The organism is Leifsonia poae (genome assembly GCF_050632195.1).
Taxonomy (GTDB): domain Bacteria; phylum Actinomycetota; class Actinomycetes; order Actinomycetales; family Microbacteriaceae; genus Leifsonia; species Leifsonia poae_C.
This window is the reverse complement of sequence record NZ_CP192580.1, coordinates 1,084,448-1,099,934: the sequence shown is the minus strand read 5'-3', so window position 1 is coordinate 1,099,934 and position 15,487 is coordinate 1,084,448. Positions and strand designations below refer to the sequence as shown.

Sequence of the window (15,487 nt, the reverse complement as noted above, 5' to 3'; positions counted from 1 at the left end):
CGGCTGACATCCCGGTCGGGATCAGTACTCAGCGGCCGGGGATGCTCGACGGCGCCGCGAGGGCGGCCGCGATCGCCTTCCACAGGGCCACGCGTGCATCCTCCGTAGCCTGCGCACGTTCTGCGCCGGGGAGGTAGAGCGGGGAGTACGGCGGCACGTAGAAGAGATGCGTCGCGTTCGGCGCGACCACGAACTGGTCGCCGGAGTGCTCGCCGCGCGCCTTGCGTCCGGCGTCGAGCCACGCGCATCCGTTGGCCAGCTGCTCGTCGTGACCGGCGCAACCGAGCACGAGCGGGCCCCGGATGCGGGCGAGCGCGAGAACCGCCGCCGAATTGACGTCGTCGGTTCCGGACGCGCAGGGCACCCAGCTGCCATTGACGGTAACAGCGGGGCTGGGAACCGGGGAGTTGCAGATCAGTCCGGTCGTGCCCGCCGGCGCGATGGCGCCGTAGACGAGGTTCGGGTATGCGACGGCCGCCCATAGCGCCAACTGGGCGCCCCGCGAGCTGCCGAAGGTGAAGATGCGATCGCGGTCGACGCCCGGCTGCGACCGGAGCCACGATACGGCCGAGACCACGGTCTCCGCCTCGAGGGTGCGCGCGGGATTGAGCTGGCCCGCGGACCCGTAGGTCGAGAGCGCGAGCGTCGGGTAGCCGAGCGCCGCAAGCTGCGAGGCGATGAGCCCGCCCGTCGACGTGCCGTTGTCGGTGTTGTCGAAGACGATCACGGCTGGTTTCAAACCGGTAGCGCGCATCGGAGGCTCGAAGAGCGACCCGGTGACCCCGTCGTCGAAGACGGCACGAGACTGCACGGATGCGGCCAGGCCGACGCGGCGCAGCGCGGTCTTCGCGACGGTCCTGGCCCCGACTGTCGCCGCGAGGTCGACCGTGAGCGTCGACTCTCCCCACATCTCCTCCGACGTCGCCGGCGCCCCCGACTCGTTGGCGAGCGACCAGAACAGTCCCATTCCGTCCGCGCCCGTGAACGGCGCCTCGACCGGAGCCTGGGTCGAGAGGTCGACCATGCCATCGGCGGGCACGGCGTAGACGGCACGCGACGACCAGACGGAGCCCTCGGTCGTCGTCGCAGTGATCGTGACGAGCTGTCCGGGCGGGAGCGCGCGGATCCGGATGTGCACCGGATCCCATGCGTCGCTCGGGTTGCCGCCGACGACGAAGCGGGGGCCGACTCGGCCGGAGGCGGCCGCGCATCCGGAGACCGCCGCAGTGCTCAGTAGTACCGCGGAGAGCGCCGCCAGCATCCGGACCACAGAACGTTTCATCGTACGGGCCATCATCGCGCGGCGAACTGCAGGACCTCGGTGACACGCGCCCAGAACTCGACGCGGGCGTCCTCGGTCGCCTGGGCGGTCGCCGTCGACAGGTTCTGCAGCCCGACGGGAACGATCGGGGGTGTGCTGATCGAGTGGGCTGCCCCGGGCTCCACCGTGAAGACGTCACCCGGCCTGCCGCCGCGAACGGTGCGGCCTGCGGCCAGCCAGTCGCAGGCGTTGGCGAGGATCTCATCCTTCTCACCGCAGGCGAGCATGACGGGGCCCCGGATGCGGTCGAGCCGCAGTTGAGCCGTGTCGGCGATCGTGCGTGAGGGGTCTTCGCACGGCACGGGGAGCCCGTTGGCCGTGAGCACCGGAGTGAGCGCGGACGAGGTGCACAGGAGCGCGGTCGTGCCGCTAGCGGCGATGGCACCGTAGATCTGCTCGGGCTGGTTGGACGCGAACCACAGCGCCAGTTGGGAGGCACGCCAAGTGCCGAACGTGAAGATGCGTGCCGAATCGACGGTCGGCTGCAACCGCAACCAGCTGACCGCGAGGTCGAATGATTCCACGGATAGGGCGGACGATCCGGGGATCTGCCCCTCGGGGCCGAAGGCGGGAAGCACGAACGTGGAGAATCCGATCGAGGCGAGCTGTGCTGCGGTGAACGCCGCCGACCCACCTCCGTCGTCACCGTCGATCAGCACGACCGCAGGCCGACTCGCCGCTGGATTCGGATCGCGCTCGTAGTACGTCCCGATCCTGACGTCGTAGGTCGTGCCGCCCGGTGACCCTCCGTCGGTCGTGCGGATGAGGTCGCCGGCGAAGATCGCACGGGTCGAGATCTGGTGTGCGAACCCGGTGCGATGGATCGTCGTCGCGGCGACCTGGCGTCCGTTCTGCGTCGCGGTCAGACGGATGTTCACGTCGTCGTTCGCCCAGGCCGCTTCGAGTTCGCCTTGGCTCTGGGACGGGCCGTCGAGGCTCCAGATCAGGCCCGCCGGATCGGGCTTCGAGAACGGGGCGAGCAGCGGGCGGGCGTTCCACAGCGAGACAGCGCCGTCGGGCGGGACCGTGTAGACCGCGCGGGAATGATATCTGCCGCTCTCCACATCGGCGGTGGCCGAGATCACAGCCGTCTGGCCGGGCTGGAGCCCGTCGACGGAGACGGCCAGAGGATCTGCGATCCCCGAACGAAGCTGTGTCACCACGAACCTGGCCGAGCCGAGCCCGCCGGTCGACTCGCATCCGGACAGCGCTGCAGCCAGCGCCGTGGTGACGAGCACGGCGGCAGCCGCCACCAGCCTCCGGTGCCGCATCATTCTCTCGCCGCCCTGAGGAGGACTCGGGCAACGGCATTCCAGAAGGCGATCCGCGCGTGTTCCGTGGCCTCGGCGCTCGCGGCGTCGGGCAGATCGATCGGCAACCCAGGCGGCACGGTGATCGGATGCGCTGCCCCCTCCGCTCGCACGATCCCGTCGCCGGCGCGCGGGCCCCGGGCGTCCGCCGCCGCGTCGAGCCAGCGGCACGCGTTCAGGAGCACCTCGTCGTTCGTCCCGCAGCCGAGCACCACCGGGCCGCGCACGGCGTCGAGCGGGAAGACGGCCGAGCGGTCGACCTTGCCCGCATCCGCCTCGCACGGTACGCCGATCCCGTCTTCGAAGGCCGACGAGACCGTGCCTCCCGCGAGACAGAGCAACGCCGTCGATCCTCCCGCACCGAAGGCGCCCGCGACCCGATCGCTGAATCTCACAGCGGACCACAGTGCGAACTGCTCGGCCTGCCCGGTGCCGTAGACGAAGATGTTGCGCGAGTCGATGTCCTCACGCTGGTCGAGCCAGTCGAGCGCGGCACTCACAGTCGACGCGTTGATGGCGTTCACGGTCTGCGCACCGTTGGCCGCGCCCCCCGCGGGAAGCACGAGCACCGACGAGCCGAATTCCGCGATGAGTGGGGCGACGAAGTCGGAGGAGGCACCGGCCGAGGTGTCGTCGAAGACGATGACCGCCGGCGTGCGGGGGCGCTCGATCGAGCGGGCGCTGTAGAAGTCGGCGACGGGTCCGTTCTCTCGCGCGCCCACCAATGGGTCGGCTCCGGGATGCGGTGGTTCCTCATCCCCCGCGGCGACGGCGGCCGCGACGAACGCCCGGTCGGACACGCGGGACGGCCCCGAGGTCGCACCGAGACCGTCCAGGCGGAAGAGCCGACTCGCGACGATCCGGCCGCCCTGCACGGCCTCGATCGTCACCTTCGAGGTTGACCCCATCCAGATTCCGATCTGATCCGAGACGCTGAGCTCCGGGCCGCGCAACGACCAGAACAAGCCGGCCGAGTCCGGGCTCGAGAACGGTGCGAGCTGCGGGCGCGCACGAGCGAGGTCGAGAACGCCCGAGACCGGGATCGTGTACGTCGCCTCGGACGACCAACGACCGCGCGGGGTGGGCATCGACGCCACCAGCTGTACGCGACTCCCCGGCTCCGCGCCGACCAACTGGAGCGGCACCGGCCAGAGCACCGACGTGTAGTGGATGAGCGGGGGCGTGACGAAGCGCGGGCCGATCCCGCCGGCGGGCGTGCTCGGGGCCGAGCATCCGCTCAGCACGAGGCCGGCAACGAGCGCGAAGGCGGCCGCTATCGCCGCCCGCCGCGCATCCCGTCGCCACCGCATGACCTCACCGTCATCCTCTCGGGCCGCCCGGCTTTACCCGGCGTCGATCGCCTCAAGCGTCTGCCGGGCGATCTCCAGCTCCTCGTTCGTCGGCACCACGAGCACGGTGACGGGCGAGTCGTCGGTGGAGATGACGCGCACGCCACTCCCCCGTTCCGCGTTTCGGGATGCGTCGAGCCGGATCCCGAGGCCCTCCAGCCCCGCGACGGCCCCGGCGCGCACGGCCGGTGCGTTCTCGCCGACGCCGGCGGTGAAGCTCAGCACGTCGAGCCCGCCGAGGATCGCGATGTACGCGCCGATGTAGTGCTTGAGGCGGTGCGAGTACGTGTCGAGCGCGAGCCGCGCATCCGGATCACCAGCGTCTGCCGTCGCCTGCACGTCGCGCATGTCGCCGTGGCCCGAGAGGCCGAGCAAGCCGCTCTTGCGGTTGAGAAGTTCGTCGAGCCCGTTCGTGTCGAGGTGCGCCCGACGCGCGAGATGGATGAGAACGGCCGGGTCGATGTCGCCAGACCGAGTGCCCATGACGAGCCCCTCAAGCGGAGTCATCCCCATCGAGGTGTCGACCGAGCGGCCACCGTCGATCGCGCACGCCGACGCGCCGTTTCCGAGGTGGAGCACGATCTGCTTCAGCTCGCCGAGAGGGCGTCCCAGGAACTCTGCGGCCTTCTCGGACACGTACTTGTGCGAGGTGCCGTGGAAACCGTAGCGCCGCACCCGGTGCTTCTCGGCGAGGTCGGCGTCGATCGCGTAAGTGAACGCCTCCGGGGCCAGGGTCTGGTGGAAGGCGGTGTCGAAGACCGCGACGTGCGGCACATCCGGAAACGCCTTCTCGGCCGCCCGGATGCCCTCGAGATTCGCGGGGTTATGCAGTGGCGCGAGATCGGCCAGGTCTTCGATGTTGATTTCGACGAGCGGGGTGACGACGGTCGGCTCGAAGAACCGCTTGCCGCCGTGTACCACCCGGTGTCCGACTGCGACGGGTGGGAACTCGTCGAGGCTCGGACCGTTCGCCTCGAAGGCATCGAGCATCGCGCGGAAGCCGGCGGTGTGATCCGGGATGTCCACGGTGCGCTCGGACTTTCCGTTCGGCCCCTCATGGGTGGTGTGACCCGAGCTGTCGCCGATGCGCTCGACCAGTCCGCTCGCGAGCGGGCGCTCGGTGTCCATGTCGATCAGCTGGTACTTGAACGACGACGAGCCGCTGTTGATGACGAGGACGGCGCTCATGACAGTTCCGCCTGGATCGCCGTGATCGCGACAGTGTTGACGATGTCGTCGACGAGCGCGCCTCGAGAGAGGTCGTTGATCGGTTTACGCAGACCCTGCAGCACCGGGCCGATCGCCACGGCGCCGGCGCTTCGCTGAACGGCTTTGTACGTGTTGTTGCCCGTGTTGAGGTCGGGGAAGATGAACACCGTCGCCCGGCCAGCCACCACAGAACCGGGGAGCTTAGCGGCGCCGACGGCCGCATCCGCTGCCGCGTCGTACTGGATCGGACCGTCGACGGGGAGCTCGGGAGCGCGCTCGCGAACCAGGGCCGTTGCCGAACGCACCTTGTCGACGTCGGCTCCTGTTCCGGACTCGCCGGTCGAATACGAGAGCATCGCGACGCGAGGCTCGATCCCGAACTGGGCGGCGGTCTCGGAGGACGAGATAGCGATATCCGCGAGCTGCTCCGAGGTCGGGTCGGGGATGACCGCGCAGTCCCCGTAGACCAGCACCCGGTCGGCGAGCGCCATCAGGAAGACGCTCGACACCACCGACACCTCCGGACGGGTCTTGATGATTTCGAAGGCCGGCCGGATGGTGTGGGCCGTCGTGTGCGCCGCACCGGACACCATCCCGTCGGCCAGTCCGAGGTGCACCATCATCGTGCCGAAGTACGACGCGTCTGTGACCGTGTCGGACGCCTGATCGAGAGTGATGCCCTTGTGGGCCCGCAGCTTGGCGTACTCGGTGGCGAAGCGCATCCGGAGCACGTCGTCGAAGGGGCTGAGCACATCGGCGGCAGAGATGTCCAGACCGAGCTCGACCGCGCGTGCCCGCACTTCGAAGGGTTCGCCGAGGATCGTGAGCCGGGCGACCCCGCGTGCGAGCAGTGTCGCGGCGGCGCGCAGGATGCGGTCGTCCTCACCTTCGGGGAGCACGATGTGCTTGTTCGCGGCGCGTGCCCTCTCGAGCAGGTCGTACTCGAACATGAGCGGGGTGACCACGTCACGCGGACTGACATCGAGTCGGGCGAGGAGTGCTTCGGCGTCGACGTTGCGCTCGAACAGGGCGAGCGCGGTGTCGTACTTGCGCTGCGAGTCCGCCGCCAGCCGGCCTCGAGCATGCGTGATGCGCACCACGGTGTCGTAGGTGCCGAGGTCGGTCTTGATGATCGGAAGCGTCGACCGCAGACCCGAGATGAGCTGCTCGATCGGCTCGGGCAGATCGAACCCGCCGTTCAGCAGGATGCCCGAGATCGACGGGAAGGTACCCGAGGCGTTCGCCATCAGCACGGCAAGCAGAACCTCGGTGCGGTCACCCGGCACGACGACCACGGCACCCTCGATGAGACGCGGAAGCACGTTGTTCATCGACATCGCAGCGACCACGACGCCAAGCGCTTCGCGGGCGAGCAGCGCCTCGTCGCCGGCGAGCAGCGTGCCGTCTGTGGCCTCCATGACCGACCGGATGCTCGGCGCGACCAGGAACGGATCCTCCGGGATCGCCCAGACCGGCACATCCCGTCGGCCCTCGAACGATCCTGAGATCACCGGTGCGGAGGTGACGGATGCGGAGCTCACCGCGGCCGACACGGCCGCGATGGTGGCCTCGAGGTTGTCAGGATCGGCGCGGTTCGCGATCACCGCGAGCAGGGAGGCGTGCTCGTCGCGCAGTTCCGCCATAGCGATGTCGGTCAGCTGGCGCAGGTCCTCGGGGGTGCGCGGAGCGGCCTGACCCAGACGCTCTCCGAGACCCTGACCGATCCGGCCGCCGAGCACGAGCAGGACGGGTGCGCCCAGGTTGGCCGCGATTCGCGCGTTGTAGCCGAGCTCGGTCGGGCTGCCCACATCCGTGTAGTCCGACCCGATGATCACGACGGTGTCGCACTTCGCCTCGACCGCACGGAACCGGCTGACGATCTCGGAGAGGGCTGCGTCCGCATCCGTGTGCACATCGTCGTAAGTGACGCCGATGGCTTCGTCGTAGTCGAGCGGAACGGTGATGCGGTCGAGCAGCAGCTCGAGCACGTAGTCGCGCTCCTCGGTGGACCGGGCGATCGGGCGGAAGACGCCCACCCGGCCGACCGCGCGCAACAGCGCCTCGACGACGCCGAGGGCGACGGTGGACTTGCCGGTATGACCCTCGGCCGATGTGATGTAAAGGGAACGCGCCACAACGCAAATCTATCGTCGTGCAGCCGGGAGACGGCCGGGAAAGCGCAGACCCGTTCGACCGGACCGCGTGGTGCGGGCGCTGCGCGCAGACGCAAAAGAAAAGACCCCCCACGCACCCGCCAGAGCCCGGTTACCCTTGCTGCGTTTCCGCCCTGGGGGAGTTGGCCTGGATGGCGCCACGTGGGGAGCCTCGGAAAGTCTACCGGATTCGCGTGTCACGAGGCGCCCTCGGGAACCGGTAGGATGCTATCTGGCGTTGTTCCGGACAGGAACGACAATCGCCTGGAGAATTCGCCTAGTGGCCTATGGCGCACGCTTGGAAAGCGTGTTGGGTGCAAGCCCTCGGGGGTTCGAATCCCCCATTCTCCGCCAGTTATCCCCATCGTCGAGGGCTCTGAGGTTCGCGTGATTTCGCGAAAGCTGTGGCCCCCGCTCCTCGCTCGGGCAGATTCGTATCTTCGGCCGGAGCAACCGCTTTGTCGTCCCTTCGAACTGGCCTACAGTGGGGGCGGTTCAGCGCGGTGGGAGGGCGAAGATGAAGCTGTTACTCACGTCGGGTGGTGTGACCAACGCAAGCATCCGCGAGACTCTGGTCCGGATGCTCGGCAAACCGATCGCTGACAGCAACGCGCTCTTCATCCCTACCGCGCAATGGGGGCAGCCCGCGTGCGGCCCCGAAAGCGTCTGGAGATCGACTGCGGGGCGCTGGGACGACGATCCTGGCCTCGTCGGCCTCGGCTGGAAGTCGGTGGGGGTGCTCGAGCTGACCGCCCTGCCGAGCCTCGCAACTGAGCGTTGGATGCCGTGGGTCCGTGAGTCCGATGTGCTGCTGGTCGACGGCGGTGAGGCGAGATATCTCTACAACTGGATAAAAGAGTCGGGCTTGGCCGCGTTGCTACCCGAACTCCCTGACACGGTCTGGGTCGGGGTGAGTGCCGGCAGCATGGTGATGACTCCGCGCGTCGGCAAGGAGTTTCTCGACTGGCAGCCCGACGGACCCGACGACACCCTGGGGCTCGTCGATTTCTCGATGTTCCCGCACCTGGAATACCCGGGATGGTCGGCCAACACGCTTGATGCCGCGCGGCGCTGGGCGGAGCGCATCCCAGGCCGCTCGTATGCGATCGACGACCAGACGGCGATCGCCGTCATCGGCGACGGCGTCGAGGTGATCAGCGAAGGGCGCTGGGAACAGTACGACCACTGAACACAGTGAGGTGGGGTGACGAACAGGCCGCTCCTTCCGGTTCGAATCCTGCATTCTCCGGGATGATGGAACCATGCCTGCTGCACACCGTCCCGGTCTTCGGGTCGACGCCGGGCTGACGATCCCCGAGGCAGAGCTGACCTGGCGGTTCTCGCGGTCATCCGGGCCCGGCGGACAGGGTGTGAACACTGCTGACTCTCGCGCGGAACTGGTGTGGGATGTGGCAGGCTCCACCGTTCTCTCGGCGCTCCAACGGGAGCGAATCCTCGAACGTCTGAGCAGTCGCGTCGTCGACGGGAAGCTGACGATTGCCGCATCGGAGCACCGCGCGCAATTGCGCAACAGGGAAGCTGCGCTCGCACGCCTGGCCGAGATCGTGGCAGAGGCCCTCCTGCCACCGGCACCGTCGCGAAAACCGACCAGGCCGAGCCGTGGTTCCAAGCTCCGGCGCTTAGAAGAGAAGAAGCGACGCACCGACGTCAAGCGCCTCCGTCGACCACCGGACGACTGACCGTGCAGAATCAAGGGGTGCCCCCTCATCCTTCCCGCCTTCTCCTTGCCGGGGCTGTCGCGGTTTGCGCCTCGCTCGCACTGGTGATGACAGGATGCTCGAGCACGCCGACGCCGAAGCCGACTCCGCACACGCTCACCCCGTCTCCCACCCCGACCGCGCTGTCGCTTCGCGACCTCGCCGCTCCGATCGGGTTGCGCATCGGCACCGCGATCAACAACGACACCCTCGCGCGCAGCACCGCGTACCGGTCCATCGCAGCCGGGCAGTTCTCATCCGTCACGGCTGAGAATGCCATGAAGTGGTCGGCGGTCGAACCCGTGCAGGGGAAGTACAACTGGGCGGCCGCTGACGAACTGGTCGCGTTCGCCCAGCAGAACGACCAGCTCGTCCGCGGGCACACCCTCGTCTGGTACAAGCAACTCCCCGGCTGGCTGACTGCCCAAGCCGCGACCCTGACACCCGACGCCACCCGCGCCATCCTGAAAAAGCACATCTTCGACGAGATGAAGCACTTCAAGGGCGAGATCTGGCAGTGGGACGTCGTCAACGAGGCGTTCGATGACAAAGGCAACCTGCGCGACAACCTGTGGCTGCAGAAGCTCGGCCCCGACTACATTGCGGATGCCTTCCGGTGGGCGCGGGACGCCGATCCTGATGCACTCCTCTTCTACAACGACTACGACTTGGAGTTCTCGGGCGCCAAAAGCAATGCCGCATACGCCTTGATCAAGAAGCTCAAGGGCGATGGCGTACCGATCGACGGGGTCGGGTTTCAGACCCATCTCGACACGCGTTACGGCGTACCGGATCTGCAGAAGAACATGCAGCGCTTCGCCGACCTCCACCTCGACGTGGCCGAGACCGAGGTCGACGTGCGCACGCCACTGCCGGTCACCCCCGAGGCCCAGGCCGCGCAGGTCGCCGAATACAGCCGCTCGCTCCAGGCCTGCCTCGCGGTGCGGCGATGCGTCTCGTTCACGGTGTGGGGTTTCGACGACGGCACGTCATGGGTGCCCAACACCTTCAAAGGGGAAGGCGCCGCCGACCTCTACAACGCGGACCTGCAGCCGAAACCGCAGCTGGATGCGCTTCTGAAGGTGCTCAAGGAATCATCCGACGCGCCGCATCGCGCAGACTAGGCGGCGTCAGCGCTGCCTGTCGAACCTCGCACCCTCGGGCTTGGACGGCAGCAGGTAGAAGACCAGCAAGAGGATGCCGCCGATTACCGGGATGAATCCCAGGAAGAAGAACGGGCCGGCCAGGTTGGCGTCGTGGAGTCGTCGCCAGATGAGTGCGATGGACGGCGTGACGATCACGACCACCCAGATCAGGTAGGCCACCAGCAGGATCCAGGAGATCGGGCCGAGGGCCCGCGTGCCGTCGCTGGTCGTTACTCCGCCGACGTTCCCGAGCGTCAGGAGGAGGATCTCGAAGACGACGGCGATGAGCACGGACAGCAGCCACCACCACCAGAATTCGCTGCGGCTCGCGCGTCCGGTGAAGTCGGTGTACTTCCGGAAGAACCGGCGGACGGCGTCGCCGAACGAGGCGCCGTACAACGGCAACCACAGCGGGGTTTCGGAGTTCTGAGGTGTGGTCACGAGTGGGTCCTTCCGAGCGGTGGCTTCTAGATGGAGCGGCCACAGTCAACCGCATCCCGGCTCCCGCCAGGGCCTTGATGACGCGGTGTGTCGCGCGTAATCGCTGGAGTGAGTATGCCGTGCGGCCGGAGGGTGGGGCGGCAGGCTCCCCCGGAGTCCTGCCACCCTTGCGTCGCGTTCCCCCGAATCGACGCACACACCGAGGCTATTTCCCGTCCAATCGGGCTGGAATGTACCGAAAGTCACATCTGTGGCAACCGGTTGTGGGCGGTCCGAGCATCCATGATTGTCGTGTGAGTCCGAAACCGCCCTCGAATGATGTCGAGGGCGAGGTGCGGGTCGTCGAAGAGTTGGTCCGGCGGCTGGCAGAGCAGGGCAGCGCGCTGACTGCCGACCCGACCGTCGTCACGCAGTTGAGGTCGCAGGTGCACACCATTCTGCGTCGGACGTTCGAGCGGCTGGGCCACCCCCAAGAGGCGCGGAAGGATCCGGCGAGCGGGTCAGCGGTGGGACGCGCGCGGGCACGCCAGAACATCCACCCGGCAGACAGCCTCGCCGCCGCCACTCTTCTCTTCGACATCGCCCTCGGAGAGCTGCAAGCCGAACTCGCCGACCACGATCCAGCTGACGTCGCGCGCGCGCTCAATGCGTCGATCATGGAACAGGTGGTTCCCGCGTCCCTGTCCTACGTCGACATCCTGCTCGAACGGTTGGCTGTCGCGCACAGCGAGGAGCGGCTCGGGATCTCGCGCGAACTCCACGACCGGGTCGCCCACAGCATCGCGGCGGGCATCCAGAGGATCCAGCTCAGCCGCCAACCGGCCAACTCGGCTCACGATCGCATCACCGAAGCACTCGGGCTCCTCGAGTCGGCGCTCGACGAGACGCGTTTCCTCGCGTTGGACCTGCGTCACTCTGTCGGCGACAAGCACCTCGACGAGGCTATCGCCGACTATGTCGCCGACCTCGGCGCCGACCCGCCCGTCGTCGAGGCGCGGAGCGAAGGCGATCGCGCCACGCTCCAGACCGGGGTTCAGGAGGAGGCGTTCGTCATCGTGCGGGAGGCGATCCACAACGCGCGTCGCCACTCCCGCGCCGAGCGCATCCGCGTGACGTCCATCTGGACGCCCAACCGGCTCACCATCGCCATCGCGGACGACGGCACAGGATTCGAACGCGACACGATCCGACCGGGCGCGCTCGGGCTCATCGCCGCCCAGGAACGAGCGGAACTCATCGGCGCCGACCTCGCGATCGAGACCCGACCGGGGACGGGCACGACGGTGACGCTGACGATCGCACTGAAGGGTGAGCGAGAATGACGGGCGAGCGAGGATGACGCGCCGGATCGTGCTCGCCGACGACCACTCGCTTTTCCGTAAAGGCGTGCGCGCCCTCATCGAGCCTCACTTCTTGGTCGTCGGGGAGGCCAGCGACGGCGACGAGGCGATCGCCCTCGTCGAGCGCGAGGCACCCGACGTTCTCCTCCTCGACGTGGAGATGCCGGGAAGTTCGGCCGAGCAGACGCTTGGCCGGGTCCGCCGCCGTTCCCCGTCGACGGCCGTGATCATCCTGACCATGCACACGGATGCGGTGCTCCGCCGTCGACTGCTGCGCGCCGGTGCTTCCGCGTTCGCTGACAAGAGCATCGACGACCGCTCGCTCAGGGAACTCATCTCCTCCGTCCGGCCGGTATCAGGGGTGACCGACGAACCGGAACCGGCCTCTGCGACAAGGGTGCTCACCGACCGCGAGCTCCAGGTGATCGGGATGATCGCCCACGCATACACGAACCGCGAGATCAGCGAACGGCTGAACATCACCGAAGGCACCGTCAAACGGCACACCTCGAACATCTACGCCAAACTCGGCGCCACCTCGCGGATCGACGCCGTGCGCAAGGTCGTGCGGCTGAACCTCCTGGAGGGATGACGCGACGGGCGCGGCATCCCGCGGCTCAGCATCCTGAACACCCGAGGCGCGCGCGAGGGCTTGCGCTCCGTTCTTGGTCCCGACGTGGCCTATCCTGTCGGCCGGGTCAGGCCGCCTGCAGCGCTTCCAGGTCCGCCCGCGTCGCCTGCGCCGCCGTGCCGCCGAGGCCGCGAACCGAGAGGGATCCGGATGCGGCAGCCCAGCGCAGGCGGTCGCGCTCGGAATCGACGCCGCCGAGCATGGCCGCCAGGTAGCCGGCGTCGAAGCTGTCGCCCGCGCCGGTCGTGTCCACCACATCCAGGATCAGTCCTGGCGCCTCTGCCGACCGGGCGCCAGCCTCGTAGGCGATGCCGCCGTCGGATCCGGCCTTGACGACCACCCGGCAGCCAAGCGCCGAGAGAAGTGCGCCGGCCTCGTCGATGTCCGAGATCGCGCGACCGGCGACGGCGCTCGACACAGCCAGAGCCTCCTCGCGATTCGGCAGGAAGCAGCTGACCTTTGGCAGGAGATCGCCGACGCCTTCCCAGCGCTCGGCCGGATCCCAGTTCGTGTCGAGGCTGGTCGTGATCCCCTCGCCCGCGAGCCAGTCGATGAGCACCGGAAGCGCGCGTGCGAGCGAGGGCTGCAGAAAGTACGACGCGACGTGCACGTGCCGGGGACGGAGGCGGCGGACCGCCTCGCGCACCGCATCCGCACCGAGCATCGGGATGCTACCGGGCAACGTCAGGATCGCCCGGTCGTTCTCCTGAGACAGCACGATCGAGACACCTGTGGCGATGCCGTCGCGAACGGTGACGGCCGAGGTGTCGACCCCGCGCTCGTTCAGCCGATCGAGCACGAACGACCCGAACTGGTCGGAGCCGACCACCGCGGCGAGCGCGGTCGCAACTCCGAGTCGGGCGAGCCCCGCCGCCACGATTCCCGCGCTGCCGCCGAGCACGAGGTCGGCGGTGTCCAGCAGTTGCTCCGCCTGCCCGAATCGAGGCACGACATCACCGGTGAGAAGGAGGTCAGGATTCGCGTCGCCGACGACGAGGACGTCGATCCCGCTCATCCCTTCAGACCAGAGAAGGTCATCGTCGCGATGAACTGACGCTGTGCGAACAGGAAGAACAGGATCAGCGGAAGCGTCGCGACCACGTTGCCGGCCATGATGAGGCTCCAGTTGGTCTGGTGCATCCCCTGGAAGTTCGCAATGCCGAGCTGCAGGGTGAACGCCTGCTGGTTGTTGATCGCGATCAGCGGCCAGACGAGGTCGTTCCAGGCGCCGAGCAGGGTGAAGATCGCGAGCGTCGCCAGCGCGGGGCGCGCGAGCGGCAGCACGATCCGGAAGAAGATCTGCCAGCGGTTGCAGCCGTCGATCGCGCCGGCCTCCTCGAGTTCGGCGGGAAGCGACAGGAAGAACTGCCGCATCAGGAAGATGCCGAACGCCGTGGCGAGCCAGGGCACGATCGCCGCTCCGAGCCCGTTCAGGAGACCCAGGTTGGCGAAGAGGATGTAGGTCGGGATCATCAGCAACTGGGTCGGGATCATGATGGTCGCGAGGATCATCAGGAATCCCAGATTGCGCCCGGCGAACTTCAGACGGGCGAACCCGTACCCGGCCAGCGAGCACAGCACGAGATTGGACACGATGGCCGTCGTCGACACGACGACCGTGTTGCCCAGCCAGAGCAGGATGTCCGTCTGACCGAACAGCTGGACATAGCCGTCGATCGTGAAGTGCGAAGGGATGAACGGAGGCGGGAACGCGACCAGCTCCTTGGCCGGCGAGAAGGATGCGAGTGCCATCTGCAGGAAGGGCACCAGGAACAGGATGGCGATCGGGAACAGCACGAAGTGCCATCCGCTCATCCTGTGCTTGTGCCGACCGCGGTCGGCTCCGATGCGCGAGGCGACCTCGAGCGACGATCCGGAGACCTCGTCGAAAACCGTTGCCATCAGAAGGCCTCCGTTCCGCGGCGCCGAGAGTAGACGACGACGATGATCGTGATGAGGAGCGTGACGGCGAAGAGCACGTATGCCGCCGCGGATCCGTACCCGAACTGCAGGGAGCGGAACGCCTTCTCGTAGAGGAAGTAGACGATCGTCTTCGTCGCGTCGAGCGGACCACCCCGCGTGGTCGTGTAGACGAGGTCGAACAGCTGGATCGCCTGGATGGTCTGCCAGATCGTCACGAAGACGGTCACCGGCGCGAGCTGCGGCCAGACGATCCGCCAGAAGGTCTGCCACGGGTTGGCGCCGTCGATGCGCGCCGCCTCGATGAGGTCGGACGGAACATCCTGAAGCGCCGCAAGATAGATGACCGTCGTGAACGCGGCCGATCCCCACAACGACATGATCGCGATGACCAGCATCGCCTGCTTGGGGTCGTCGAGCCAGCCCTGTTGCGGCAGGTGCAGTATCCGGAGCACGTTGTTGACTAGGCCGAACTGCGGGCTGAAGAGGTAAGTCGACAGGATGCCCGTCGACGCCGCCGACGCCACGAACGGCACGAAGATCGCGGTCCGGTAGAACCCCATCCAGCGGATCCGCCGGTTGAGGGCGACCGCGAGGAAGAGCCCGAGCAGCACGGAGGACGGAACGAACAGCAGGGTGAAGCCGAACGTGTTGCCGACCGCGTTCCAGAAGTCGGCGTCGGTCACCAGCTGGGCGTAATTCGCGCCGCCGACCCAGGTGGCCTGGCTGAAGCCGTCCCAGCTCTGGAACGACAGGATGAACGCCCACACCGCAGGGAAGATCGAGAGCCCCAGGATGATGATCGTCGCCGGGGCGACGAACCCCCATCCTGTGAGCGCCGCTTTCAGACCCTGCCGGCGGCGGACCCGGCGCGGGTTCGATTCCCGCGCCGGTTCCTGCTGCCTGATCGGTGGGCTGACCGTTTCGGCCATGAGTGTCGCCTGGCCCAC

The 15,487-nt window shown here is 67.8% G+C and carries 14 protein-coding genes, 1 tRNA gene and 1 other RNA gene; 6 read left to right on the top strand and 10 right to left on the bottom strand.

From position 1 onward, the window contains the following. Positions 1-28 precede the first annotated feature (28 nt). The 6 genes from ACQ86A_RS05635 to ffs form a co-directional block, all read right to left on the bottom strand. A complete protein-coding gene (locus ACQ86A_RS05635; RefSeq protein WP_431279615.1) occupies positions 29-1,282 on the bottom strand; it encodes an acyl-CoA thioesterase/BAAT N-terminal domain-containing protein in 1,254 nt (417 codons plus the stop codon). Positions 1,283-1,293: 11 nt separating this feature from the next. Further along, positions 1,294-2,595, bottom strand: a complete 1,302-nt coding sequence (locus ACQ86A_RS05630) for an acyl-CoA thioesterase/BAAT N-terminal domain-containing protein (RefSeq protein WP_431279614.1) — start codon at positions 2,593-2,595, stop codon at positions 1,294-1,296. Then, a complete protein-coding gene (locus ACQ86A_RS05625) occupies positions 2,592-3,941 on the bottom strand; it encodes an acyl-CoA thioesterase/BAAT N-terminal domain-containing protein (RefSeq protein ID WP_431279613.1) in 1,350 nt (449 codons plus the stop codon). The genes ACQ86A_RS05630 and ACQ86A_RS05625 overlap by 4 nt, the downstream gene beginning before the upstream one ends. A gap of 33 nt (positions 3,942-3,974) precedes the next feature. Then, on the bottom strand, positions 3,975-5,168 hold the full coding sequence (locus ACQ86A_RS05620; RefSeq protein ID WP_431279612.1) for an acetate/propionate family kinase: 1,194 nt from the start codon (positions 5,166-5,168) through the stop codon (positions 3,975-3,977). Next, positions 5,165-7,324: a phosphate acetyltransferase gene (gene pta, locus ACQ86A_RS05615; protein WP_431279611.1), complete on the bottom strand. Its 2,160-nt coding sequence runs from the start codon at positions 7,322-7,324 to the stop codon at positions 5,165-5,167. The genes ACQ86A_RS05620 and pta overlap by 4 nt, the downstream gene beginning before the upstream one ends. Positions 7,325-7,420: 96 nt before the next feature. Beyond that, an RNA gene (gene ffs / locus ACQ86A_RS05610) (signal recognition particle sRNA small type) lies at positions 7,421-7,517 on the bottom strand. Positions 7,518-7,608: 91 nt separating this feature from the next. Here ffs and ACQ86A_RS05605 point away from each other — a divergent pair. From ACQ86A_RS05605 to ACQ86A_RS05590, 4 genes are all read left to right on the top strand, one after another. Next, positions 7,609-7,696 (top strand) — tRNA-Ser (locus tag ACQ86A_RS05605). A gap of 163 nt (positions 7,697-7,859) precedes the next feature. Beyond that, positions 7,860-8,531, top strand: coding sequence for a Type 1 glutamine amidotransferase-like domain-containing protein (locus ACQ86A_RS05600; RefSeq protein WP_431279610.1), 672 nt, complete (start codon positions 7,860-7,862; stop codon positions 8,529-8,531). Between the two features lie 73 nt (positions 8,532-8,604). Continuing rightward, complete coding sequence (arfB, locus tag ACQ86A_RS05595) at positions 8,605-9,042, top strand: alternative ribosome rescue aminoacyl-tRNA hydrolase ArfB (RefSeq protein ID WP_431279609.1); 438 nt, start codon at positions 8,605-8,607, stop codon at positions 9,040-9,042. Between the two features lie 17 nt (positions 9,043-9,059). Beyond that, positions 9,060-10,184, top strand: coding sequence for an endo-1,4-beta-xylanase (locus ACQ86A_RS05590; RefSeq protein ID WP_431279608.1), 1,125 nt, complete (start codon positions 9,060-9,062; stop codon positions 10,182-10,184). Between the two features lie 6 nt (positions 10,185-10,190). Here the strand turns inward: ACQ86A_RS05590 and ACQ86A_RS05585 are convergent, their stop codons facing one another. After that, positions 10,191-10,646, bottom strand: coding sequence for a DUF805 domain-containing protein (locus ACQ86A_RS05585; RefSeq protein WP_431279607.1), 456 nt, complete (start codon positions 10,644-10,646; stop codon positions 10,191-10,193). A 293-nt stretch (positions 10,647-10,939) separates the two neighbouring features. Between ACQ86A_RS05585 and ACQ86A_RS05580 the strand changes: the two genes are divergently transcribed. Further along, on the top strand, positions 10,940-11,968 hold the full coding sequence (locus tag ACQ86A_RS05580; protein ID WP_431279606.1) for a sensor histidine kinase: 1,029 nt from the start codon (positions 10,940-10,942) through the stop codon (positions 11,966-11,968). A 13-nt stretch (positions 11,969-11,981) separates the two neighbouring features. After that, positions 11,982-12,578 (top strand): response regulator transcription factor, encoded by a 597-nt coding sequence (locus ACQ86A_RS05575; protein ID WP_431279605.1) that lies wholly within the window; start codon positions 11,982-11,984, stop codon positions 12,576-12,578. A gap of 106 nt (positions 12,579-12,684) precedes the next feature. Here ACQ86A_RS05575 and ACQ86A_RS05570 read toward each other — a convergent pair whose 3' ends face one another. The 3 genes from ACQ86A_RS05570 to ACQ86A_RS05560 are packed head-to-tail and all read right to left on the bottom strand — an operon-like array spanning position 12,685 to position 15,469. After that, positions 12,685-13,632, bottom strand: a complete 948-nt coding sequence (locus ACQ86A_RS05570; RefSeq protein ID WP_431279604.1) for a carbohydrate kinase family protein — start codon at positions 13,630-13,632, stop codon at positions 12,685-12,687. Beyond that, positions 13,629-14,519 carry a carbohydrate ABC transporter permease gene (locus ACQ86A_RS05565; RefSeq protein ID WP_431279603.1) on the bottom strand — a complete coding sequence of 297 codons (891 nt, stop codon included), beginning with the start codon at positions 14,517-14,519 and terminating at the stop codon, positions 13,629-13,631. Before ACQ86A_RS05565 ends, ACQ86A_RS05570 begins: the two co-directional genes overlap by 4 nt. Then, on the bottom strand, positions 14,519-15,469 hold the full coding sequence (locus tag ACQ86A_RS05560; RefSeq protein ID WP_431279602.1) for a carbohydrate ABC transporter permease: 951 nt from the start codon (positions 15,467-15,469) through the stop codon (positions 14,519-14,521). Before ACQ86A_RS05560 ends, ACQ86A_RS05565 begins: the two co-directional genes overlap by 1 nt. Between the last annotated feature and the right edge of the window lie 18 nt (positions 15,470-15,487).

What these genes read in the sequence shown, in the direction of transcription:
- ACQ86A_RS05620 (WP_431279612.1), bottom strand. Translation starts at nt 5,168, where the DNA reads ATGAGCGCCGTCCTCGTCATCAACAGCGGCTCGTCGTCGTTCAAGTAC.
- ACQ86A_RS05565 (WP_431279603.1), bottom strand. Translation starts at nt 14,519, where the DNA reads ATGGCAACGGTTTTCGACGAGGTCTCCGGATCGTCGCTCGAGGTCGCC.
- ACQ86A_RS05630 (WP_431279614.1), bottom strand. Translation starts at nt 2,595, where the DNA reads ATGATGCGGCACCGGAGGCTGGTGGCGGCTGCCGCCGTGCTCGTCACC.
- ACQ86A_RS05560 (WP_431279602.1), bottom strand. Translation starts at nt 15,469, where the DNA reads ATGGCCGAAACGGTCAGCCCACCGATCAGGCAGCAGGAACCGGCGCGG.
- arfB (WP_431279609.1), top strand. Translation starts at nt 8,605, where the DNA reads ATGCCTGCTGCACACCGTCCCGGTCTTCGGGTCGACGCCGGGCTGACG.
- ACQ86A_RS05570 (WP_431279604.1), bottom strand. Translation starts at nt 13,632, where the DNA reads ATGAGCGGGATCGACGTCCTCGTCGTCGGCGACGCGAATCCTGACCTC.
- ACQ86A_RS05635 (WP_431279615.1), bottom strand. Translation starts at nt 1,282, where the DNA reads ATGAAACGTTCTGTGGTCCGGATGCTGGCGGCGCTCTCCGCGGTACTA.
- ACQ86A_RS05625 (WP_431279613.1), bottom strand. Translation starts at nt 3,941, where the DNA reads ATGCGGTGGCGACGGGATGCGCGGCGGGCGGCGATAGCGGCCGCCTTC.
- ACQ86A_RS05575 (WP_431279605.1), top strand. Translation starts at nt 11,982, where the DNA reads ATGACGCGCCGGATCGTGCTCGCCGACGACCACTCGCTTTTCCGTAAA.
- ACQ86A_RS05600 (WP_431279610.1), top strand. Translation starts at nt 7,860, where the DNA reads ATGAAGCTGTTACTCACGTCGGGTGGTGTGACCAACGCAAGCATCCGC.